General features: G+C 56.9%; 20 protein-coding genes, 1 tRNA gene and 1 pseudogene. 9 read left to right on the top strand and 13 right to left on the bottom strand.

What is annotated here, in order from left to right:
* Positions 1–79: 79 nt before the first annotated feature.
* The 3 genes from B6V73_RS13665 to B6V73_RS13660 all read left to right on the top strand — a co-directional run bounded on the left by B6V73_RS13665 (position 80) and on the right by B6V73_RS13660 (position 1,454).
* Positions 80–964: a glycosyltransferase family 2 protein gene (locus tag B6V73_RS13665; protein WP_088725505.1), complete on the top strand. Its 885-nt coding sequence runs from the start codon at positions 80–82 to the stop codon at positions 962–964.
* 176 nt (positions 965–1,140) lie between these two features.
* Positions 1,141–1,308 carry a hypothetical protein gene (locus B6V73_RS20825; RefSeq protein ID WP_157771603.1) on the top strand — a complete coding sequence of 56 codons (168 nt, stop codon included), beginning with the start codon at positions 1,141–1,143 and terminating at the stop codon, positions 1,306–1,308.
* The gene (locus tag B6V73_RS13660) at positions 1,305–1,454 is read left to right on the top strand and encodes a hemin uptake protein HemP (RefSeq protein ID WP_075774069.1); all 150 of its coding nucleotides are present in this window, start codon (positions 1,305–1,307) and stop codon (positions 1,452–1,454) included. Before B6V73_RS20825 ends, B6V73_RS13660 begins: the two co-directional genes overlap by 4 nt.
* A 107-nt stretch (positions 1,455–1,561) precedes the next feature.
* Here B6V73_RS13660 and B6V73_RS13655 read toward each other — a convergent pair.
* A tRNA-Gly gene (locus tag B6V73_RS13655) sits at positions 1,562–1,635 on the bottom strand.
* A gap of 36 nt (positions 1,636–1,671) precedes the next feature.
* Positions 1,672–2,340, bottom strand: a complete 669-nt coding sequence (locus B6V73_RS13650; protein ID WP_088722354.1) for an SOS response-associated peptidase — start codon at positions 2,338–2,340, stop codon at positions 1,672–1,674.
* 79 nt (positions 2,341–2,419) lie between these two features.
* Between B6V73_RS13650 and B6V73_RS13645 the strand changes: the two genes are divergently transcribed.
* Genes B6V73_RS13645 through arsC form a run of 3 tightly spaced genes read left to right on the top strand, consistent with a single transcriptional unit; the run spans position 2,420 to position 4,136 of the window.
* Positions 2,420–2,758, top strand: a complete 339-nt coding sequence (locus B6V73_RS13645) for a DUF952 domain-containing protein (RefSeq protein WP_078520541.1) — start codon at positions 2,420–2,422, stop codon at positions 2,756–2,758.
* 5 nt (positions 2,759–2,763) lie between these two features.
* Positions 2,764–3,816 (top strand): quinone-dependent dihydroorotate dehydrogenase, encoded by a 1,053-nt coding sequence (locus B6V73_RS13640; protein ID WP_088725542.1) that lies wholly within the window; start codon positions 2,764–2,766, stop codon positions 3,814–3,816.
* Entirely contained in the window at positions 3,807–4,136 is a 330-nt protein-coding gene (gene arsC / locus B6V73_RS20820) for an arsenate reductase (glutaredoxin) (protein WP_075774066.1), read from the top strand. Before B6V73_RS13640 ends, arsC begins: the two co-directional genes overlap by 10 nt.
* 624 nt (positions 4,137–4,760) lie before the next feature.
* Here arsC and B6V73_RS21135 read toward each other — a convergent pair.
* From B6V73_RS21135 to B6V73_RS13615, 5 genes and pseudogenes are all read right to left on the bottom strand, one after another.
* Positions 4,761–5,810: pseudogene (locus B6V73_RS21135) on the bottom strand (recombinase family protein); the annotation flags it as partial.
* Positions 5,807–5,977 carry a hypothetical protein gene (locus tag B6V73_RS20805; protein WP_168174901.1) on the bottom strand — a complete coding sequence of 57 codons (171 nt, stop codon included), beginning with the start codon at positions 5,975–5,977 and terminating at the stop codon, positions 5,807–5,809. The pseudogene B6V73_RS21135 and the gene B6V73_RS20805, both read right to left, overlap by 4 nt.
* 374 nt (positions 5,978–6,351) lie before the next feature.
* Complete coding sequence (locus B6V73_RS13620) at positions 6,352–8,286, bottom strand: DUF3732 domain-containing protein (RefSeq protein WP_143597910.1); 1,935 nt, start codon at positions 8,284–8,286, stop codon at positions 6,352–6,354.
* Entirely contained in the window at positions 8,283–8,786 is a 504-nt protein-coding gene (locus tag B6V73_RS20490) for a three component ABC system middle component (protein ID WP_143597909.1), read from the bottom strand. Before B6V73_RS20490 ends, B6V73_RS13620 begins: the two co-directional genes overlap by 4 nt.
* Complete coding sequence (locus tag B6V73_RS13615) at positions 8,779–9,969, bottom strand: ABC-three component system protein (protein WP_143597908.1); 1,191 nt, start codon at positions 9,967–9,969, stop codon at positions 8,779–8,781. Before B6V73_RS13615 ends, B6V73_RS20490 begins: the two co-directional genes overlap by 8 nt.
* 419 nt (positions 9,970–10,388) lie before the next feature.
* On the opposite strand from B6V73_RS13615, the gene B6V73_RS20485 reads away from it, so the two are divergent.
* On the top strand, positions 10,389–10,955 hold the full coding sequence (locus tag B6V73_RS20485) for a hypothetical protein (protein WP_143597907.1): 567 nt from the start codon (positions 10,389–10,391) through the stop codon (positions 10,953–10,955).
* Positions 10,956–11,337: 382 nt separating this feature from the next.
* Here B6V73_RS20485 and B6V73_RS13605 read toward each other — a convergent pair whose 3' ends face one another.
* The 6 genes from B6V73_RS13605 to B6V73_RS13580 all read right to left on the bottom strand — a co-directional run bounded on the left by B6V73_RS13605 (position 11,338) and on the right by B6V73_RS13580 (position 18,743).
* Positions 11,338–11,673, bottom strand: a complete 336-nt coding sequence (locus B6V73_RS13605) for a hypothetical protein (RefSeq protein WP_088725501.1) — start codon at positions 11,671–11,673, stop codon at positions 11,338–11,340.
* Positions 11,674–11,780: 107 nt separating this feature from the next.
* Positions 11,781–12,221 (bottom strand): hypothetical protein, encoded by a 441-nt coding sequence (locus B6V73_RS13600; RefSeq protein ID WP_088725500.1) that lies wholly within the window; start codon positions 12,219–12,221, stop codon positions 11,781–11,783.
* A 110-nt stretch (positions 12,222–12,331) separates the two neighbouring features.
* Positions 12,332–12,820, bottom strand: a complete 489-nt coding sequence (locus B6V73_RS13595; protein WP_088725499.1) for a hypothetical protein — start codon at positions 12,818–12,820, stop codon at positions 12,332–12,334.
* 903 nt (positions 12,821–13,723) lie between these two features.
* Positions 13,724–15,361: a DUF262 domain-containing protein gene (locus tag B6V73_RS13590; protein WP_206185583.1), complete on the bottom strand. Its 1,638-nt coding sequence runs from the start codon at positions 15,359–15,361 to the stop codon at positions 13,724–13,726.
* A 486-nt stretch (positions 15,362–15,847) separates the two neighbouring features.
* Complete coding sequence (locus tag B6V73_RS13585) at positions 15,848–17,707, bottom strand: ATP-binding protein (RefSeq protein ID WP_088725497.1); 1,860 nt, start codon at positions 17,705–17,707, stop codon at positions 15,848–15,850.
* Positions 17,700–18,743: an SIR2 family protein gene (locus tag B6V73_RS13580; RefSeq protein WP_088725496.1), complete on the bottom strand. Its 1,044-nt coding sequence runs from the start codon at positions 18,741–18,743 to the stop codon at positions 17,700–17,702. The genes B6V73_RS13585 and B6V73_RS13580 overlap by 8 nt, the downstream gene beginning before the upstream one ends.
* Before the next feature lie 337 nt (positions 18,744–19,080).
* Between B6V73_RS13580 and B6V73_RS13575 the strand changes: the two genes are divergently transcribed.
* Positions 19,081–20,370 carry a plasmid recombination protein gene (locus B6V73_RS13575; protein ID WP_088725495.1) on the top strand — a complete coding sequence of 430 codons (1,290 nt, stop codon included), beginning with the start codon at positions 19,081–19,083 and terminating at the stop codon, positions 20,368–20,370.
* Positions 20,371–20,485: 115 nt separating this feature from the next.
* Positions 20,486–20,872 carry a hypothetical protein gene (locus tag B6V73_RS13570; protein ID WP_088725494.1) on the top strand — a complete coding sequence of 129 codons (387 nt, stop codon included), beginning with the start codon at positions 20,486–20,488 and terminating at the stop codon, positions 20,870–20,872.
* Positions 20,873–20,912 lie beyond the last annotated feature (40 nt).

Genomic DNA, 20,912 nt, shown 5'->3' with positions numbered 1-20,912 from the left:
GCGGGCCGTAAAGGCTTGATTTCATGCGGGCCTTCCCCGATCCTGCGCCCGAAGACCCCGCGAAAGGGCTAAATCGGGCATGAAATATTCCTCGCTGATCGATTTCCTCACCCGTCAGAGCGCAGCGCTATCCAAAGGTCCGGTCGGCGTGATCCTAGCCGAGGACGGGGTCGAGTTGGAGAGCACGATCCGCCACCATATCGACCTCGGCTTCCCGTTGTTGCTGGTTCTGGGCCATGCCGCGATGGATCTGCCGGACGATCTGGCCGCCGACAGCCCGACGAAAATCCACCGCATCGATTTCGAGTTGAACCGCCGCGACGCAGCCCCCCTCGCGATCAACCCGATCATCGCTGCCGTGGCCGCCGGAACGTGGCTCTATTACTGCTTCAACGCTGAATACCTGTTCTTCCCCTTCTGCGAGAGCCGCACGATCGGCGAGGTGCTGAGCTTCCACACCGAAGAACGCCGCGCCTCGATGCTGAGCTATGTGATCGACCTCTATACCGGCGATCTGGAGGCGCATCCGAACGGCGTCGATACCGAGAACGCGATGTTCGACAAGGCGGGCTATTACGCGCTCGCCCGGCTCGATCCCGAGAACCACGACCACCCGAAGGAGCGGCAGCTCGATTTCTTCGGGGGGCTGCGCTGGCGTTTTGAGGAGCACGTCCCCGCCGAGCGCCGCAAGATCGACCGGATCGCCCTGTTCCGCGCCAAGCCCGGCCTGAAGCTGCGCCCCGATCACACGTTCAACGACGAGGAATACAACACCTATTCCTGCCCATGGCACCATAACCTGACCTGTGCCACCGCCTCGTTCCGGGTGGCGAAGGCGCTGAAGTTCAATCCCGGCTCGACCTATGACGTGCACAGCTTCACTTGGGTCAATTCCGAGCGCTTCAACTGGTCGAGTCAGCAACTCATGGATCTTGGTCTGATCGAACCAGGCCAGTGGTTCTGATCCGCCCCTCAAACTGATTCCGAACGGTTCCCCCGTTATCTCTGCGCGGGCGCAGAGCACCCTGCGCAATTCCCGAGTAAAAGAATCACCTTTACAATTCCGATAATTTCACTCAGGTTGCTTCCATCAGCCAGTCGATCCCCGACGAGCCGCATATCGCGAGATGGAGACCGGAGATGAAACGCCCCTCTTCCCCCGGCCCCCGATACCGGGCCGACACGCATGTTGATACCGACCCGCCGCTGAGCCTGCGCGATATCGTCGAGGCGCTGTGCAGCGGTTTCCCCCCGGGCCAAAGCGCGCTCGAAGCGACGCTCGACCGGATCGAGGGAGGCCAGAGATGAGCATCAATGAAAGCTTCGCCAACGCCCTGCCCGTCCATGACGCGGAGGTGCTGACCGGCAAGGGCAACCTCGCCCATATCGTGCTGGACGGTCAGGTCTATACGCTGCGCATCACCAAGGCGGGCAAGCTGATCCTGACCAAATGAGCGCAGCATTGCGCACCCCGCACATCCCGAACGTCTGAAGCCGCCCGATCGTCCCTCGGGCGGTTTTTTCGTCTCGAAGACGCGTATCACAGTGATCTTGGGGAAAATGGAGCGGGTGATGGGAATCGAACCCACGTCTTCAGCTTGGAAGGCTGCGGCTCTACCATTGAGCTACACCCGCACTCTGGCCTCTCCTTAGCGGTCCACGCCGCGCCATTCAAGCGGGATTGGCAAACGGTTCGCGTAAACCCGCCCCGGAGGCGCGGTTCGAGTTCACCTCTTGGCCCACGCGCCACGCCTGCAGGATGCCCTCGGGCCTGGGCTGCATCAGTGTCGCCGCGCCATGGCCCTCCTCGCCGAGCCATTTCGCCCAGTCGGCTTCTTCGAGGACCAGCGGCTCGCGGTGATGGATCGGGGCGAGCGTCGGGCCTGCCGGCACCGTCACGATGGCGCAGGTCGTCAGCAACTCGCCGCCCTTCTCCCAGTCCTGCCAGAGCCCGCCGAACACCATCGGCGCCCCGTCCCTGCGCGAAACGTAGAAAGGCAGCTTCGCCTCGCCCTCGCGATGCCATTCATAGAAGCCATCCGCCGGGATCAGGCAGCGCCGCGACCGGATCGCCGCCCGGAAGGCGGGCTTCTCCGCCACCGTCTCCGAGCGCGCATTGATCAGCAATGGCCCGTCGGTCGGCGTCTTGTACCAATGCGGGATGAAGCCCCAGCGCATCGCCCGCAACTGCCGCTGCCCCTCACCGGAGACGCAGACCGGCAGGCTCTGGGTCGGGCAGATGTTGAACCGCTCGCCATCGGGCACGTCATTGCCGGGCACCGCCTTGAACAGACGCGCCATCGCATCGACAGGAAGAGTGTTGGCCATACGTCCGCACATGGCACAAAGCTATGCCGCCACGCGCGCGGCACAAGCCCCACGCTTGACCGGACGGCGCGTTTTCGGGCAAGGGAAAGCCATGTTGATTTACAAAATCCTCCGTCGCCCCGAATGGGATGCATTTCGCGAAGCCGGGCACACGCTCGGCGCTCCGGTCGACCTCGCGGACGGCTATATCCATTTCTCCACCGCCGATCAGGTCGTCGAAACGGCTGCGAAACATTTCGCGGGCGAATCCGATCTGGTGCTGGTCGCCTTCGACTCCACCGCGATGGGCGCCGATCTGAAGTGGGAACCTTCGCGCCGCGATCAGCTCTTCCCGCATCTCTACCGCCCGCTGAATCTCAGCGAAGTCGTCTGGGACCACGCCCTGCCCCTGGGCGCTGCGGGCCATATCTTCCCGAAGGAAATGTCGTGACCACCCTGATCGAGCGTGCGGGCCTCGCGGTTTTTCACAAGATCGACCCGGAAAAGGCGCATGGCCTGTCGCTGCGCGCGCTGCGAATGGGGCTCGCGCCCCTGCCCGGCCCGATCACTTCGCCCCGGCTGAAAACCGATCTGGCGGGGATGTCGCTTCTGAACCCGGTGGGCCTTGCGGCCGGCTTCGACAAGAACGCCGAGGCCGTGCCGCAGCTGATGCGCGCGGGCTTCGGCTTCATCGAAGTTGGTGCCGCGACGCCGCGCGCACAGGAAGGCAACCTGCCTCCGCGTCTCTGGCGGCTGCCCGCCGATCGCGCCGCGATCAATCGCTTCGGCTTCAACAATCAGGGCATGGAGCCGATCACAGAGCGGCTGGCAAAGCGCCCGCAGGGCATTCCGGTAGGCCTCAATCTCGGCGCCAACAAGGACGCCGCCGACCGCGCGAAAGATTTTGCGACCGTTCTGGCCCATGCCGGCCCGCATATCGATTTCGCAACGGTCAACGTCTCCTCGCCCAACACCGAGAAGCTGCGCGACCTGCAGGGCAAAGCCGCGCTGTCTGCGCTGCTGGCAGGCGTGATCGAGACCCGCGACGGCCTCGCGCGGCGTATCCCGGTCTTCCTGAAAATCGCCCCCGATCTGAGCGCCGAGGAACTGGCCGAGATCGCCGAGGTCGCGCTGGAAAGCGGGATCGACGGGATCATCGCGACCAATACGACGCTTTCGCGCGAGGGGCTGACCTCGCCCAACCCCTCCGATCAGGGCGGCATGTCCGGCGCACCGTTGTTTGAAAAATCGACCCGCGTTCTGGCCCAGCTCTCGCGGCATACTGCGGGCGCCCTGCCGCTGATCGGTGTTGGCGGCGTGGGCTCTGCCGAGCAGGCCTACGAGAAAATCCGCGCGGGCGCCTCGGCGGTGCAGCTCTACACCGCGATGGTGTTCTCCGGCCTCTCGCTCGCTGCAGATATCGCACGCGGCCTCGACGCCCTTCTGGAACGCGACGGCTTCGCCAGCGTTTCCGAGGCGATCGGCACCGGGAGAGACAAATGGCTGTAACGATCTGGCACAATCCGCGCTGCTCGAAATCGCGCGAGACGCTGAAACTTCTCGAAGCGCGCGGGATCGCGCCTGAGGTGCGCGACTACCAGAAAGAGCCGCCGACCATGGTCGAACTGCAGGACGCGCTGATGAAGCTCGGCCAGCCCGCCTCCGCCCTGATCCGCTGGAAGGATACCGACCTCTCCAAGGAGGCCGGCGAAAACGAAATCCTCTCGGCGCTCACCGCCAACCCGAAGCTGATCGAGCGCCCCTTGGTGCTGACCGAGACTGCGGCCCGCATCGGCCGCCCGCCGGAAACGGTTCTCGAGATTCTCTGACATCAGGGGCGCGGCCGCACTTCGCCTTGGCCCAAATATCCGGGGGCTCTCCGGAGGAGGTGGGGGCAGAGCCCCCTGCCTGACCGATAGTTGCCTAGTGGCGCTGAAAATATCGACGATGCTCGGCGTAACCCCACCCGCGGAAAGCAAAGCGCCGAGATCAGAAACGATCTCGGCGTGAAGGCCATCTGCGGCGTCTGGATCAGGTTTCAACTCGACCCGCCTTATCAACTCTCGGATATGCTCGTTCGCTTGGTGTACAAGCTCGGGATCGGCGAGCAATGTCTCGAGTTCCCGCACGGCGCGGGCAAAGAGCGCGGCACTGTCGGTCGGAAGTTGTGGCAGAACTGCGCGGGTCTCTTGATGCTGAGCCAGCTCGGCTTCAAGATCGGCGATCTCGCGTTCGAGGTCTTCCGCGCGCGCTTTGTAAGCGCTGTATGGCGCGCCCTGCTCGATCGCATCAAAGATCCGTTGGCGGCTCGTGCGCGCTTTCTTAAGACGACGCTCGAGCCGCGTTGCGGTATCTGCGCCCTGGGAGCTCGCCAGCGCCTTGTACTCAGCCTTAAGCGCGGCGTCGAAGCTCGCGGCCAGTTCCGGCGTCAGGAAGGTGCCCCGGAGCTTCGAGAAGACGCGCGCCTCGATCCGATCACGGTGAATGGTCGTCTTGTTGTTGCACGCCCCCTTGCGAGCTTCGCGGCATCCGAAATGCGTTCGACCAACTTTTATGTAAGTCGCGCCACAGCAGCCGCAGACCAACAAACCGCTCAACAGGTGCTTACTGCGCCGGGCCCCGACGGGGTTACCCTTGCTTTTGGCTTTTACGGCTTGGGTCGCAAGCTGGGCCTCAACACGATCCCAGAGATCTTGATCGATGATCCGCAGCGCCGGGACCTCGATCTCCACGGCCGCGCCCGGGGTTTCGTAGACCTCCTTGCTGCCAGTTTCGGGATGATAGCGGCGTGACGTCTTCGCGACGCTTGCAATGCCGATGTAAAGACGATTGCGCAGCATGCCTTCAAACCGCGTCGGATTCCCTCGGATCGTGCTGATATCCCAAGTGCCACCGCGCGGCGCCGGAATGCCATCTCCATTCAGCCGCTTGACGATCGCTTGCGTCGAGTGCCCGTCGGCAAACTCGCGAAATATGCGACGCACAACTTCTGCCTCGTCGGGGGCGATCTCGCGGTTGAGCCCTTCGTCACCGTCACGCTTGCGGTAGCCGTATGCGCTCGTGTGAAGCCGTTTCCGGGTGAGCCCCTGTACCATTCCACGGCGCGTGTGTTCACCGATCATCTGCGCATAAAGCTGCGCGCCGAGCGCATTAATCAGCACTTTGAAGAAGTCCTGCTGGCCTTCAGCGACAGAGTAAAGCTCGGCCTGCTGGAACCGGAACAGCTCGTAATGATTGAGCGCGTCCGCGATCTTGCGGGTGAGGCGATCCACGGCTTCGATGACGATCGCATCGACCTGCCGCGCGTTGACCGCAGCGCACAGTGCCTGGAGACCCTCGCGGCGCGTGTTGCGGCCCGATTTCTCATAGTCCGTGAAACGATGGGTCACCACCCAGCCGCGCTCGGCTGCAAAACGCTCCGCCATGGCGACCTGATCGTCGATCGAAGTTTGCTTCTGGAGACCGGAGCTGTAGCGAGCATAGATTGCGACGCGTTTCGTCATTGTGCTTCCTCCTTCTGAGGCGCGGCGGGGCTGTTGGCGGGGATCGCATTCGCGAGATCCCGGACAACAGCGCGCGCCAGCAGCCGGGCGATCGCGTTGCAGGCTGGCGGCATGAACGTCGCTTTGTCGGGCGTATCGTTGGCGGCGGTGATGGGGGCGGATGGCATGGCAAGCTCCTTCGTTCGGGATCCTACGAAGAAGCTGGGTTCATCTGTCAGAGCGCGGAAACGCGATCACGCAAAAAACTGAAATTCGCGATGCGAAAAGGTCGGCATGAAGCCTCATGTTCCTTGCGAACGAGCCCGCCCTAGCGTTCGTCTCAGGAGCGGACTCGTGATCAATAAGGGCGGAAAGTGCGAATTCGCCGCGATGCAGCAGAAAACTGCGCGAACTGCAAAAGCGGACCTTCTGAACTGCAAGTTCCTTTCATCAGATAATCACATGGGCTGTATACCGCCTCGGTCTGCGGCGCAAAGACACCACATCTTCTTTGTACGGAGGGCGCTTTGCTTCCCTGTCGCATCCCGCGATTACAGACTAGCTATATGTTGGGCCAGGTGGGGGGAATCAGCGCAGCGTCGCCGCGCCATTCTTCGACGATCGCATTCTCGAACCACTCGTTTCTTAGATGAGCGTGATCCAAAACGATGAGTTGAAACGGCTCTGATATTTCCTGACAAGCACGATGCATTAATTCAAACAAGGATTGGACAGCTTGCCTGTCTTCGTCAACTTCAATCTCATCCAAAAAGCCGTCCTTGGCGTCTGGCGGGTAGTAGGCTTGTGTCGGTTGATCGAGTACCAAAAATGCTGGAACAGGCCGGTTGCGTTTCCTTAGCCACCAGTGCAGTGCAAGGTGCGCTAGAACGTGGTACCCGACCCAGTTCTCACCACTACCCATCCTGCTCAAAGGGATCGGGCCATCTTCAGTGTTCGCAACCACGGTCAGCTTTTTCGCATCCAACCTCAGTGAGCTGCCTTGATACTCAAGATTGAGCATTTCAGAATACTCGGTCATCTTCCGGCCAATGAAATCGAGGAACGTAGCGATTTTTGACTCGGTTTCCTCCGAGCGGAGCTTCGAAAGAACTGTGTCGATGAGCGCTTTCACCCGGTCGAGCTCGGCTTCATCGAATTCGACCTCCTCTTCAGGTGACACAGTTTCAATGAAGTTCGTCAACCTACCCACATAGCGGGCTCTGGCAACAAGTTGCTCTTGGGCAGCCCGAGCTTGTTCGTCAGAAGCTATCGCGCTTCGCAATTCCCTTGAGACTTCTCTGAGGTCGACAGTAAGAGATTGGATCTTCTCTTCGAGCGCAGCGATATGCGAGAGCAAATGTGGGCTTTCTTTGTGCACTGACGACAATTGTAGGTCAATGTCCTCAAGAGCCGCATTTATTTCCTGTAGGCTGGGCGTAGGATTGTCTTGTGGCAGAGCACACAGTGGGCATATTGACCTGTCACCAAGGGGTTCTTTGTAAATCCCGATGCTGCTCAACCTAGATTTCTGCTCCGATACTTCCAGACCATAGTCTGTTTGCGCCGACAAAAACGCTTCCGTTGCGGAGCGATCTTTCGTGAGTTCGTCGATCCGATTCCAGATTGACCGCCTTTCATTTTCTAACTGAGTTATCGTTTCTCCGAAGTCCTGATAGTCCACAGCCTCCTCGACATCTGTTTTTGCGACCTGTGCTAGAAAGTCGAAAACCGTGTCATCTACGGCTTGGTAGTCCTGAGGAATGAGCCCCACTCGTTTACCGTCATTCACTAGTCGCGTCACGCGGGACCTGCTGACATCTACGGCCTGTACTCGTTTTGCCTTTTGAGCTTCCAACAAACGTGCTTGCGCGCGTAGTTCGTCTAGCTCCGCCAGGTAGCGGAAATGCTCTTCGTCTACCGCTCCCAAGAAATATGGGAGAGTGTCTCGCAGTGCTAACGCCCGAAACGTATCGTCCATGCGGTTGAACAGTTGATCTTTTCGCGCGATGACCCCCTGGGGCTGAAAGCACATGAACAGCGCGTGCGAGATATTTGCCGCCAAAGGGTCGCGTGTGCCAGTGACAGGGCGGTGTTCATTTTCCACGATTCCGCTGAACTGCGTCATGAATTTCTTTAAGCTGTTCTCGGTGGTGTTCTTCTCCAATTCGTCGATAGTTGGCAAATTTTCGACCTTGCCTCTCCGAAAGAAAACTTTGGAACCTGTTGAAGCACCTGTTCCAGGGTTGTCTCGCGCGACGAATACCTCGTCTCCTTCCTTTTGCAGATGAAGGCCGAACCAAGATACCTTTTTCCGGATAACGCCTTCGGCAACATCGTAACTCCCCCGACCGAGGCAATAATCAATGATGTCAATAATTGCAGATTTTCCGGTCTTCGACTTGCCAGTAATAATATTCAAACCGGTCGGGTTCAGGGGGATTTTTCGGACCTGACCGGAATGGCTATACAGTACGATTCCGCGAATGATGAAACTCAAGGTCGAACTCCCCAACCTGAAAGTACAGATGCTTCAGAGCCAGACTTGGCAAACCACTTTGCCAAGAACCTTGTGGCGGCGACAACCTCGTTCATGTCGCTGGACACCGCGTCCAAAAACGCGGGCGTGAAATGCCCCTTTTTCGGTCCAACTATAAGCCGATGCCCGTCAGAGAACTCGATCACCTTTTGGAATACTGCGAACTTCATGCCATCGCGCAACAGCGGCAAGAGCGCATGATTTCGTCGAGGGAGGTCAACCAGAACATCTTCATTGTTTTGAAGCCATTCGTACAAAGAAGTAACCGTACGGCTGGGAAACCTTGTTCTTGTTTGCCGGTGCAACGATAAGGCCGGAGCCAGAAAAGCCAAGGTGACCGGGCAAGCTTCGTGCTTTGCTTTTGTGAACTCTCGGACGAAATCGCACACTAAAGATGACAAAAATGCCGGGTTGAAGGCGTATGCCTCTTCGCGTGGACGATCTTGCCAAGCCCTATCCATCGCTTGCCTCCGATACCTTCCCGTCAGCATTGTCGAAATCTGGATGCCACCTGACTTGGTGCCTATCCGCAAGCCCGTGATATGATCCTGCGGTGATCCACTTCTCGACTACGTTTCGAAGCGGCGTCGATTCTTGGGTAGCCCACAGGAAAACTCGTCTACCTATCGAAATCTTTTCTTCTTCGTTTTTTGCATCGTCCATTAGCGACACTTCATCGAACTTCCGACGCCAGGCGTCTCGAAGCTTTTCGTCGTAGTTGGACAGCTCGTCTTCCAGGATTAGGCTTTCTCGAGCCCAACGCGACCTTTGGGCGTACGCACGATAAAAGTCAGATGTCGCACCGCGCACCATGCCATCCGTGATTTTGATAGCTCGCATTTGGCGAACAAAAACACGGGCCTCGTCATCGTCGCTGTATTCCTTGATGCCCAATGTGGCCGGGCTGTCGATGGGCAAAGCCTTATCGGTCAGCGTCTTGCCAATCTCGTGCGCCTTTAAGATCAAATGCTGAACAGGAATGCCCGCGTCATCCTCACCAATCAGGTGTTGACCAACTCTGTTCAACCACCACCCCTCCAAATATTGCGCTGCTAGTTCGGCGTTGGTGGGCGCGAGTATGTTGAGTTCGGCGACTATGTCTGAAAATACGTCTGTCAGGTTTGGGTGGCTGTCGATGACAACGACACGCGACAAGAGCAGTTTTGCTTCATCTGCCGTCATTTCCAAGAAGGCCGACCGCGCCACTTCAGTTGCACTATTGGCCGAATCCCGCGCGGCGGTTGTTAGCAGTTCATATGACGCATTGACGTCAGCTTCTGATGCCCCTTCACGCAGTTTGGACATTGCTGAATCTGGCGGGCTCGTTGCTGTTGTCACCAACATGTATGTGGTCTTGCTGACTTCGAACACGCCGTGCTTCGCACCCTCCATCCAGATCAAGAGAGTTTTCCAAACGTCTTCGCTCATATCACCAAGCGGCTTTGGCACAACGTGGTGTTTCGCTTGGACCAAACAATCTGCGTGGTCCCCTGTCTCAAAGGCGATATCATCAAACTTCTCTATGGAAACCATTGCTTCTGGTTTCCGGCGCGTGAGCTCCAGAGCATGGAGCAACGCAAGGCGACACTGGAATAAATATCCCGCCATTGAACCGCTTGCGCTGTATTTTGAAAGTTCAGTCACCCAACAGCCTCCGTTTACAGCGTAGCACGTTGAAAAGACAATTCAAAGTTGACTGACTTCCGATCAATAACTCTGCTTCCAGACTTGAGTTTCTCTACCAGCGTGCTGACAATCAACGAAACCAAACTTGGGTGGTTGGAACGGACCGAGACAGACCAGATCAGCCGGGTTGTTTCGCCCGTCAGACTCCCATTCCTGATTGGGAAGTAGCCGGCGGGAGGTACGCCGAAGCTCCTTGGGTTGCCGCACGACGCCTTCCTCATTTAGCACGAGCAGCGAAGGTCCGGTCTGACGTGTCGCGCGGCAGCACGCAGATCAGTGGCTGAAAATTTGGTAAGGGCCGCGAGTGATGGCACCTGAAAAACGGCCTCGACTATCGGTACCGCAAAAATATGGTGAGGCACGTAAGGAGCTTGAAAATGGGAACCATGGGTGAACTGCACGGTAGGCTTCACGGCGGGTTATGGCACACGACCCATCCTGACCGCTTACTGTCCATCGTTGAATCTAGGGCAATCTTAGTGGAACCGGAGATCGATGATCGAGAGAGGTCAAATACTGCCAATGGGCCGAGGAATTATCCAATTTCCAGAACGATTGGAGGCATAAGCCTATTTGACTTCGATGGGTTCCATCCAGAGAGCTATGAAAAGCAGTTTCCAATGAGCTCGTGGCAGTTCTTTGTCCCATATGTTCGGAGCTGGCAAGGTTCTGTGTGGCTTGAAATCGAACGCGAAGTTGTGAGTGAGCAGTTGGTGTCACCCACAGCTCTACTCAGTAAGTGGAAAGATGAGGGGCTTCACGGTCACAACATCTTGCCAGCATTAGAGGCCGCGCACATTGGTGACCTACCGATTTCGGCAATCCTTTCTGCATTCTTAACGTGGGATGATGGGCGGGAAGTTCGCGAATTTAATATACAAGACTTCGACCACGAGCTTTTTAATCAGAATCTGATAGAATGGCAGGAAGCTGTCGGAAAGTAATCCACCAGTGAGCATTCCTTTTGGCGGCCGTTGGAGGCGCGCAGCTGACCCAAGTGGCTTCCGACCAGTAATTGACCGCATAAACCATTGTTGAAATTCGACTGAAGTAGTGACGGTCAATGTCCGCTATGCGGGTTACGACGGCAGCATTGATCGGCACTGGTCAACGGCAGCTATGGTTCGATCGCGTCTTGCTCTAAGAGCCATCACGCTCCGAGCATCGTGCAAACCAACAGTCTTGAACGCCGTGTCGCTTGGATCGAAGGGAGTGTGGGCGCGCCGGTTCCGGTTGAGTTTGGAGCATGTGCGGAAAGAGTTTGTTGGCGCGCCCTGGCGGATTACCACCACCATCTCTTCGAGCCCGTTCGGCGTCATATCTTCATCATGCGGCTTGCTGGATGCTGCTAGCGCGCTCGATGCTGAAAGCAACGGCCGTACAATAAGAGCCGTTGATCGCGTCCCGAAGTCGACGCATGGCCCTGTCGAGCTCGCGCGCAATCGTCTCGTCCGGCTCGATCCGCGCGAGGTGGCGCAGAATCTCCGCGCCCGCCTCGCGGAAGTCCTCGCCGACCAGCTCATCGTTGATCACAAGCCGTGCGCAAAAATCGCGATCGAACTCTGCGCCCCGGAGAGCGTCAGCGGGAAGAGCATCGAGAGCGTCGATTGCCTCGCGTGCCATCGCTTTCACAGTGTCGATCCGGTTCGGTTGCTGAAACATCGGACATCCTTCCAAAGCTGAACTGCGGGCGCTGCGGCCCTCATCGAGGGGCCGCAGCGATTGCAGTTCAGCCGATCCCGTCAGGATCACTTCCAATCATTAGGAAATCAGGCATCGCAGCGTATCTCGCCAAGCGCATCGAGCGCCTTCTGCGCCCAATATGCCTGTCCCTCGAGTTGCGTGCGGATCCCTCTCAGATCGGTCGCGACGGCACGCATCGCGAGATGCGGCGGGGCCTCTTCGACGGAGAAACGCGGGCCGAGCCGCATGTAGCCGTCTTCGAGATAGGCCCATTCGAGAGCGTCATCGAGCGCGATGATAGCCCGGGTGATCAACGTTCGGGTCCGGCCGGTGGCTTCCGTCAGGCGGCCAAAGAGCGAGATGTCTTCGAAGCCAGTGAAAAGCATCCAGTCTTCGAGAAGCGGCGCGTTCTCGAGGTCTTTCGGAGATGGCTTCGCAGTCGCTCCGAGAACGACGTTTGCGAGCACGCTGCGTTCTTCGCGGAGCTCGGCAGCGGTGAGTTCGGTGGGGTGTTTATCGTAGGTCATGTATGATCTTTCGAAGAAATTAAGGGTTCAGGAGACGAAGCAGGGCTGCAAGATCCGTCCGCCTCGGTGAGAAGGCGGACGGACGCTGCAGCCCCGATCGGCGGCGCAGTTTACGGTTGGATGAGTGGTTTCGGGCGGTAGATCGCGACACGCGGCCTCAGCCGGGACCGAACCTCGCGACGCGCGGTTGCGAGCAGCGTCTCGACCGCTTCGAATTGTTCGCGCTGTGCCGGGCCGAGGCGCCCGATACGAGCATTGCGCTCGAACAGGTCCGAACCGGTCGCGATGAAGAGCCGTTGCGAGGCGCGGAACATCGTGGGGCGATAGAGCCCGCAAGCGGCAGCTTGACTGTGATCAGCAATGACGATGTCGTCTTCGCGCAGCAGCCGGCCTTCGGGACTAACACCCGGCGCTACGATGTTCATCGGTGCATCACCGATCAGCCCGCGCGAGAGGAGCAAGCAAGGACGCGTGCCGGGCGGGATGTCGAACTCGCCATCACGTTTGCGGTCGGAGCCATAGGGGAAGCGCATCAGGAAAATATCGCCGGGTTTGAGCTGGCCGCCCGGAAGCAGCCGAAGGTATCGGTCGTGGAGCATGAGTGCCTCGTGTCGTTGAAAAGGAAAACGACGCGCCGAACCTCACCAACGAACCCGATACGGGGCTTCGGGGCGTGGCTTGATTGCGTGCGTCAAAGACGCTGCACGCAAGCAAGACATGCGCCGAGGCCTGCCCTCCCACGACCCATTGATCGCTCGCCAGCGGGCAGATCGCGCGGATGCCGGGGAGAGCGTCGAGAGGGGTGACATCCCTCTCGACCCGCCGGGGGCGCCGGAAGAGCTCGGAGAGGGTGGCGAACGCCTCTTCGATCCGTCGGAAGGACGCCGAGAGGGTCCGGGGAGATTGGCGAAAGTCTCCCCCGGTCCGCCGGATGGGCGCCTTAGGGTGCAGGGAAAGTGGCGAACGATCCCTGCCCTGGGGGTTTGGGGGATGTGGAGCTTCCCCCATGCGGCGCGCAGCGGCGCCGGGTCTGGGGCTACGCCCCAGCGAACGCACGGGACGCGCTATCGGCCGAAGGACGATTGCGCGGCCCGTCTAGTGAGTAGATGGCCCTGCGCACCCGTTGAGCGAAGGCGTGCGAAACTAGTGAGCGCTTTGGGCAGCTGCATTGGGAGAACGGACGGAGAAGCCCGTCGTTGGGAAGGAAGAGCCGACGGGGAATGTCATCTGCATCAGAACTCCTCGATCGGCCCTGAGCCGCCATTCTTGGCCGTCGCCAGTGCCGCATCGCAGCTTCCCCAAAGCAGCCATCGGCGGCTTCATGCAGCATCATCTGGTGGTCCAAGGTCGGCTCTGCGGGACAAAGCCGACATCCGATGAATGCCGGCTTTTGATCTATGGAGGAATGCAGTTTCCGCTGGTGACTGGAAATCTTCGGTGTTGGTCGTTTAGCCCCTTAGGTTGACACTTTTTCAAACCCGAAGGCACTTCGATCTAATTTATCAGTCACCCCATTCATTTCTGACGAACTCTTCTATCTTGGACGCGCGAGCACGCACTGCTTTTTTATCCCACTTCAGTCCGTTTTCAATTTCGTGGCCGATCTCCAGCGTGGACTGCATCCCAGATTTGACGTATTTTGCAGCCTTGTCGGATGGTGGGCGATCCTTCAGTGAAGAATTAACCCCGGGAGGAAGCATCGTCAGGTTTCCGAGGCTGTGGATATAAGACTTTCCTGAGCTTTGAGGCATGACATGCTCAATCGAACGCGCGGGATCGGCCGCCCAAACCTTCGCCCATTGCGATTCATTCATCGTTACGCCGCTCTCGCGCGCCAGATGCTCCTCGTACCGGAACAGAAGATAACGAACTTCTTCATTATAGCCCCCATACCAGTCTTCCCAAGTCTCGTCATCGATGATCGTGTCGATGTCGAAGCCGTCGGCGAGAGCCTTGATCTTCCCTTTGATTTCTTCGGCATCTGGCTTTTCCTTCAGCACGCTATATCCCAGCCGGATGTAGTCTCCGACCTTTGATCGACTATCCTTACCTGCAAGCGTGAAAATGCGAAATGTCACCCGCTCCCAAGCGCCAAGCAGGTTCCGCTCTGTCTCTTCATCAAATCCACGCAGCATGATGGCGATCGCGAGAAAACGTGCTTGCGAGATACGGGTGACAGCCGCCCGCCGCTGATCGTTGTGCAGGTCCACAACCTTTCCGACTACCGTCTTCAACCAAGTTGCGGAGCTGACAATAGTCTTGAGACGCTTGTCAGCTGCCTGAAGCAGTGCAGCAGATGCATCTTGCTCATTGAGAACACGGTTCAGAGGTTTGTCACTTGAGAAAGTTCCGGCGAATCTTAAAGCCTCTGCACCCAAGTGATTGTCCAGCCCGAGAAGGCGATACACATCTTTGAACAAGTTCTGCACCTCGCGCAATCCGTCAGCTTGCGAGCCGGGCTCCACATATTCGTAGATTGACGCCATAAGCTGGCTTTTGGTCTTGTCAATCCAACGAACGTCGAGCCCACGGCTATTGAGCACTTCAAAGACGCGGTAAACTGTTCCTTCGTCATTAAGTTCATGATAAATCATCGACAGCTTGTGGCGGATGGTCGCAACCAAATCAGTCAAACCATCGGTCATTTGCCAATTCGTGACGAATGCTTCGCATTCCTCAGCTGCATTGATGACATTGGCATCAGCAGACGTCACGATCGAGTCCCTCCGAATCTCCCCATCCCTGATGTAGCTTGCAAAGACATCACTGCTGTCGTGATTGGTCTGCAACAGGACCAAGTTGTGATCGTCGCCTTTGACGAGCATGCGACGCAGATCATTCCGGATGTTTTTTCCCGTTTCTTGATCTTCACCGAATGCCTTTTCGATAGCCTTGAACAGTATAACCAATGTCGTGAGGCGCTGCTGGCCATCTACGAGCTCGACAACGTTAAATTCATCGGCTTCAATTAGGCGCTTCTCGAGAGCGAGAGCGACCACTGTGGCCATAAAGTGCTCGCGGCCCGAGCGGGCGGCTTCCCGAATGTCTTCAAATAAGTCAGAGCGTTGCCGTGTTCCCCATGAGTAGGCGCGTTGATAGTCGGGAATTCGAAACAAGCGGCTTTGCATCAGGTGAGCCACGGTTAGATGTTGAGGACTAAGTTGCATTTCTGTGCCTTTTTATGTCGAACTTCTTCGTGGCCAGTTCCTGTCTAGGCTACGAGAAATGTTGAGTATTTGCTGCGCAGATTGCAGATAACCGCTCCGGAATGGAACCCCCTCGCCACAACCAGCGAACTGCAAAACATCGTATCTGTCTCTATGAGCGTCAGCGTCCCCTCGGCACTTCAGCACGGTCAGTGTCCCAACGTGAAACTAGATCGGTTTCGGCAAGTTCGTGGCTGATCCTCAAAGCAATCATTCGGTGCGCTCCGATGAACGGACGAGGGCTCGAACCGGTCATGCGGCGGCGCGGCAGGCTCCTCGCCGAGGTGAGCCAGGTCCGCGCGGCGGTGACGGCCCTTCGCTGCCATTCAAGCTTGTGCGATTGCCATACCGCGATTTTCCCAAAAGCAGACGTTCAAAACCATACCTAGCATCGCCGGGCTGCCAAGGTGAGGCGAGAGCCTAAGTATCGGGATCGATGACATCAGCTTGTGCCGAGGGCACGATGTCAGACAACTTTCGCGTCGTGCTCTTAGGCTGCTGCATATCGGGTAGAGGTCTCATAGCCAGCTTCATTGGCATCTGGCCTGCCATCCCGCTGAATATGCAAGTTCCAGTCGGCAGGGTCGGGATCGACTCCTCGGTAATTTTGTCTATGTAAGACACGGCCGTAGCAATGGATTGCAAATCACGGTGATTGATTAGCCTGTGAATGAAGTAATTGTGGGCTTGGGACGTGATCGTTTGGGAAATATCACTGGGACGCTGGCTCGAGACTGTTACAAATACGCCAAACTTTCTGCCTTCTTTGATGATCTCTTCAAAGGTCTCGAGACGATAATCCTTCCAACTCTCTGCTTCACGGGATGACTCATAAGACAGAATATTGTGAGCCTCATCGATCACAATACTCAGCGCGGAGTCTGTATCTGCACGATCTTTCTGTTCTTGATAGACACGCTTTGAGATCAAGAGAGGAAGCGTTTTCTTCATCTCGATATTCACATCATGCAAGTTCATCACAACGATGTTTCTAGCGAAGATATCGCCTACGTTTTGTGGATCAAAAACTTTTCGAATGTCGCCTTGCTTGCTTTTCAGCTTGTTGATCGCGGGAGCAATGTGTTCGTTTTGGGCACGATTGCTAAGTACATCCCAAATCAGTTGTACGTAGCATATGGAGATAAAGTCGGTAATAATGTCTCCTGCAAAATCATACGAATCAACGCGTTGATAAATCTCAGTTTCTGGTATTACCTCAGGATTTGATGGCAGATAATCCCCATTAAATCTGAACTGGGCCGTCGTGTTGTGCCATTCTAAATCGGTTTCAAGAGGCACCTCGACCCCGCCTTCCTCACGCTCAGGTAAGATCTGGCGCATATAGTCAATTAGCAGGAATGCACGCTCCTTATCAGCCATCTGCAGAATTTGAGTGATCTGCATACGCAACGTGTTTTGTAGATGAGCCCGACTACCTTCACCTCGTCCTATCCTATTGGCCAAGCCAAGAGCTCTTCGGATAAAGGGGCGTTGGGTTTTCTCTGTGGCATCTGAAAGTATCGCTAGGGTTTCAAAGTCGAGAAACCCTGCTTCAGATAACGGAACCTTGTCACCTTCATCATGTCTCGTGGATAGATTGTAGACTGTCTTGTCAGGCGTCAGACAGTTCTCACGAGAATACTCCCCGTTGAAGTCGAAAAACAAAACTCGCACGCGCTCATCGAACGAAGCGTGATTTCTTTGTCGCATAGCTTCGATGAAGCTCTGGTACAACAGAGCAACCGTGTTCGATTTCCCGCTGCCTGTGTTACCAAATATCGCGATGTGACTGTTCATCAGGCCGTCGACGGGTAGGCTGATCTCAAATCCTTCGTAATCCGAAACAGCAACATTCAGGGGTATCGCATCTTTCGATACTAGGTTGTGGATTTGGTGCACTTTTTCGCTGGTGAGCAAGAAGGCTTCGTTGCCGACCAAAGGTAGCTCTTTGGTACCTCCGTAGAACGTCCCGGAACGATCAACATAGCCTACAAGAGAAATCGACAGTGATCGCTTTGCGTTAGGTACCTTGCTGGCTTCAGCCGGGTGGGTCGCGTCGGGACGAGCGTACTCACCATCAACCTTGCCTATGAGACTGAAGAACCCCTTTCTAATGTCAATGTAGCTGCCCACTGCGACGTTGCGGATCAAGTCACCATCAAAGAACAGCTCAGATAGGTTTTTGTCCTTGTCGACTGTAACCGAGATTTTGCGCCCAGTGACCTCTGTTACCTCGCCAACCCGCAGTACTGCTTCCTTCTGAAGACGCGGATCAGTCATGTATTTCCTCGGGGGTAACACCGATAGTATGGAAGAGAGAGTTCAACTCTGGAAAGCCGATATGCTGCCCTTCCTCAGGTTTGATTATCAAAACATTACGGTGGGCTGAGAATTTTTTCTCAAAGTCGGCTGCACCGTTTTGACTATATGCGAATATCACAACCTTTGCAGTGGGATTGCGCATCGCTCTTCGGGTGATGTCTAAGATATGCTCGTCAGCAAATGAGAATCCGAAAACGAAGAGTAGAGCGTTCTCCATCTCCATAGCGTTCGAGTACAGACGCAGAAGATCAAAATATACTCGATCCAATAGTGTAGACTCGAATTTCCGCATGTTGGGTAAGATCACAGCTCTCTTTGCAAGAGCATCCCTAACGTCCTGTGGATTGTCTTTCTGGACCCCCGATAACTGAACTGTTTCCGGCTCACCAAGCGTGATCTTTTCGTCGTCCTGACGCTTCCACGAGATCGATCCATGAACTTTGACTAGGTTAACCGACGGTATTTCTGATTGATGCTGATACACCGTACCCGACCTATAAACGCGGTCGAAAAACAACTCCGGTGCATACTCAAAGCCTGAGTTACCTATGCGACGATTAAAGCCGTCGTTTAAAACTAACGAAGGAATTAACGATGCCGCAACCTCAAAAAACTCGTCGTAATTCGTCGTGAAGATGTTGGCTTGGCGGGGTAAAAGTATGTTTTTGCGCTCAAAGAGAATACGGTCGATAGAACTTAAAAAATGAAGGTAATTCTGGAGCGTAATTTCAGTATCGTCGCCCTCCGTGTACCCGGCGGGCAGAAAGCCATGCTGGTACTCCAGTTCTTCGATGAACGTCAGAGCTTTTTTGTTTGCCTCGTCATGTTCTGAGGCCGCTAAGTGCTGATCGATTTCCTGTTCCACAGTGCCAGCAAGGTCGATCGCAGGCATCGATGCGCCAGAGCCAAATAGGAAATTTAGGTGAGCAGACTGAATGTAGCGCTCCAGAAGTCGTGCTACTTTCTCGGGACCGTTTAGTTCAAGAATTTCCATGCCGCCCTATACTCTTACCTAATCAGGAGATTAGCTTACCGCAGAGTTCCGATTGAAAGTAAGGCATTCGAAACAATTTATGCGACATTAAGTTGTCATCCGGTGTCACTTTTCAATAGAAATTCGTACGTCTGCTTCAGCATGCCTACCTGCTCGGCGATGCACTCGCAGCGAATGACCGTTTCCCGCCCTTTGTGACCGAGCCTCCCGCAGTCGCCTAGCCGTCCCGACACCCGCCTCGCAGGTACCCTCTAAGTAGATACCGGGGGAAATTCACAGCGATTTTTGCGCTGAATGACATGAACCCATCTCGATCTCACAAGCACGGAGATCGACTATGTCATCAGCACCTAAAACCCACTACCCAATCGTCATGCGCATGCAGGGCATGCACCCCCGCAATCTTGCCGGTTACGAGAAGCACCGGATGCGCAGTGGGGGCGATCACGGCCATTGCGACAGCAGCCTCATGGCACACAACCGACGCCTCATCGGCTCCGAGAGTTGGGCGCAAGATGCCTGGGACGAGATTCAGGACATGCGCCATGCGAACCATCTCCTCGAACTGGAGCAGCTGCGCCGCCGGCGTCGGAAGACGGAACTTAAGAATGCGCTTTTCCGGGGGCCGCGCGACCCTTGGCGCGCAACCCGGCACGGTCCGCTGCGCGAAATTATTCTGACGGTAAACACAGAGTGGTTCGACAAAGATCTCACCGAGTTTTTCGGGGAGAGCGGCCCGACGCGAGAAATGCAATTCGAGACGCGAGCCAAGCAGTGGCTCTTGAACAACTTCGGCGATGACTGCGTTCATGCACGCGCCGATCTCGACGAAACAGCATACCATATCCATGCGGTGATCATTCCTCGCGCAGTGACAACCGATGGTCGGCGTATGCTGCAGCCGGCAGTCCATCCGCTGATCCGGAGCTACGAGAAGGCGCAAGATAGCGTCGGCGAATGGTTCGAGGAGATTGGGCTCCAGCGCGGCGAGCGTCGCAAGCAAGCCCTGCGGGACGCCCTTAAGCACAACAGGAAAGTCCGCGAAGCGCGCGCGAATGGGGCGGCCGATCCTGGAACCGAGGTCGCGTTGCCGCAGCATCGCGATCACGTCAGCCCACGAAAATGGCGCGAGAGCCAGGAGATTGAGCTGGCCAGTCGCGACAAAGCGGTGAAGCAGACCGAGAAAACCCTCGCTGCCGAAAAATCGGCGCTCGCAGATCAAGAGCGTACCGTCACGCAGCGGCAGCGAGAGGCTCAGTCCGTGCTCGAAGTCGCGGCTGCGGTGGCTGAAGGCCGCGTGGACATTGTCCCCGCCACGGACGAGACGGCGCGACAGGACGCTCAATTCGATACGACATCGCCGGTGCAGACCCTATTTGGGCGTGCGCTTGCGGTTCTCCGGCAACGCGCACGCAAAGAAGCACGCGCCGAACTCGATGATGAGTTCACCCAGATCAAGGCGGCGGACGCAGCGCTTCTCGAGATCGCGAAAACGCTGCCCGACAAAGCCCGGCAGCGTCTCGCTCAAGCGCGCAGATCGCTTTCGTTGCCGCTGAATGCGCTTCGGCGTCGTTTGTCGCCCGCCCGGTTCGACGACGTCGATCGGGGCTCTGATGAGAAAACGTGAAAAAGTTCGCGAATTCGATTTCCGCGCCCCGCGCGATGAACCCACCTCATCATCAGCGGCCAGGAAGCCCCGCGACAGGCGTGGGGCAGACGCCGCCAGAAAAGGATTAGACTACATGGCACAGAAAAACCGGCATCCTGTCATCGACTGGAACCGCATGACCGACCGCCAACGGCAAATGAAAGCGCGGGCGGAAAACCTCACGGCGCAGATCGCTCTCGATCAGCACCGCGAACATGACCGCGCGAATAAAGCGCTTTTCGCAAGCCTCGAGAGCGTCCTGGCCCAGCTGGCGGGTACCCCCAAAGCGGAAGAGTTTTTCCGCCTGTTCAGCGAAACCGCCACGATGGCGAATGCCAAGCGGATCGCAAATCATCCCGACTGCCCGGACGTCGTGCGCGACGAGATCGCTCAACGGATCCAGAAGGCTGGCGCCATCCGTGGCAACGAAGGCGTTGCACGCACTGCGCTCGGGAAATCGGACAACGCCAGCGAAGGCTGACGGGGCTTAAGTCATCGACGACGAACAGAAAGGGCGCGGT

It is taken from the genome of Thioclava sp. JM3, from assembly GCF_002213185.1.
GTDB lineage: Bacteria > Pseudomonadota > Alphaproteobacteria > Rhodobacterales > Rhodobacteraceae > Thioclava > Thioclava nitratireducens.
Note: the sequence above shows the minus strand (reverse complement) of the source record. Positions and strands in the feature narration are given on the sequence as shown.

Excerpts from the sequence above, each read along its gene's own strand:
- B6V73_RS13665 (WP_088725505.1), top strand. The coding sequence starts at position 80 with ATGAAATATTCCTCGCTGATCGATTTCCTCACCCGTCAGAGCGCAGCG.
- B6V73_RS20825 (WP_157771603.1), top strand. The coding sequence starts at position 1,141 with ATGAAACGCCCCTCTTCCCCCGGCCCCCGATACCGGGCCGACACGCAT.
- B6V73_RS13660 (WP_075774069.1), top strand. The coding sequence starts at position 1,305 with ATGAGCATCAATGAAAGCTTCGCCAACGCCCTGCCCGTCCATGACGCG.
- B6V73_RS13650 (WP_088722354.1), bottom strand. The coding sequence starts at position 2,340 with ATGTGCGGACGTATGGCCAACACTCTTCCTGTCGATGCGATGGCGCGT.
- B6V73_RS13645 (WP_078520541.1), top strand. The coding sequence starts at position 2,420 with ATGTTGATTTACAAAATCCTCCGTCGCCCCGAATGGGATGCATTTCGC.
- arsC (WP_075774066.1), top strand. The coding sequence starts at position 3,807 with ATGGCTGTAACGATCTGGCACAATCCGCGCTGCTCGAAATCGCGCGAG.
- B6V73_RS20805 (WP_168174901.1), bottom strand. The coding sequence starts at position 5,977 with ATGCCATCCGCCCCCATCACCGCCGCCAACGATACGCCCGACAAAGCG.
- B6V73_RS20490 (WP_143597909.1), bottom strand. The coding sequence starts at position 8,786 with ATGGATAGGGCTTGGCAAGATCGTCCACGCGAAGAGGCATACGCCTTC.
- B6V73_RS20485 (WP_143597907.1), top strand. The coding sequence starts at position 10,389 with ATGGGAACCATGGGTGAACTGCACGGTAGGCTTCACGGCGGGTTATGG.
- B6V73_RS13605 (WP_088725501.1), bottom strand. The coding sequence starts at position 11,673 with ATGTTTCAGCAACCGAACCGGATCGACACTGTGAAAGCGATGGCACGC.
- B6V73_RS13600 (WP_088725500.1), bottom strand. The coding sequence starts at position 12,221 with ATGACCTACGATAAACACCCCACCGAACTCACCGCTGCCGAGCTCCGC.
- B6V73_RS13595 (WP_088725499.1), bottom strand. The coding sequence starts at position 12,820 with ATGCTCCACGACCGATACCTTCGGCTGCTTCCGGGCGGCCAGCTCAAA.
- B6V73_RS13585 (WP_088725497.1), bottom strand. The coding sequence starts at position 17,707 with ATGACTGATCCGCGTCTTCAGAAGGAAGCAGTACTGCGGGTTGGCGAG.
- B6V73_RS13580 (WP_088725496.1), bottom strand. The coding sequence starts at position 18,743 with ATGGAAATTCTTGAACTAAACGGTCCCGAGAAAGTAGCACGACTTCTG.
- B6V73_RS13575 (WP_088725495.1), top strand. The coding sequence starts at position 19,081 with ATGTCATCAGCACCTAAAACCCACTACCCAATCGTCATGCGCATGCAG.
- B6V73_RS13570 (WP_088725494.1), top strand. The coding sequence starts at position 20,486 with ATGGCACAGAAAAACCGGCATCCTGTCATCGACTGGAACCGCATGACC.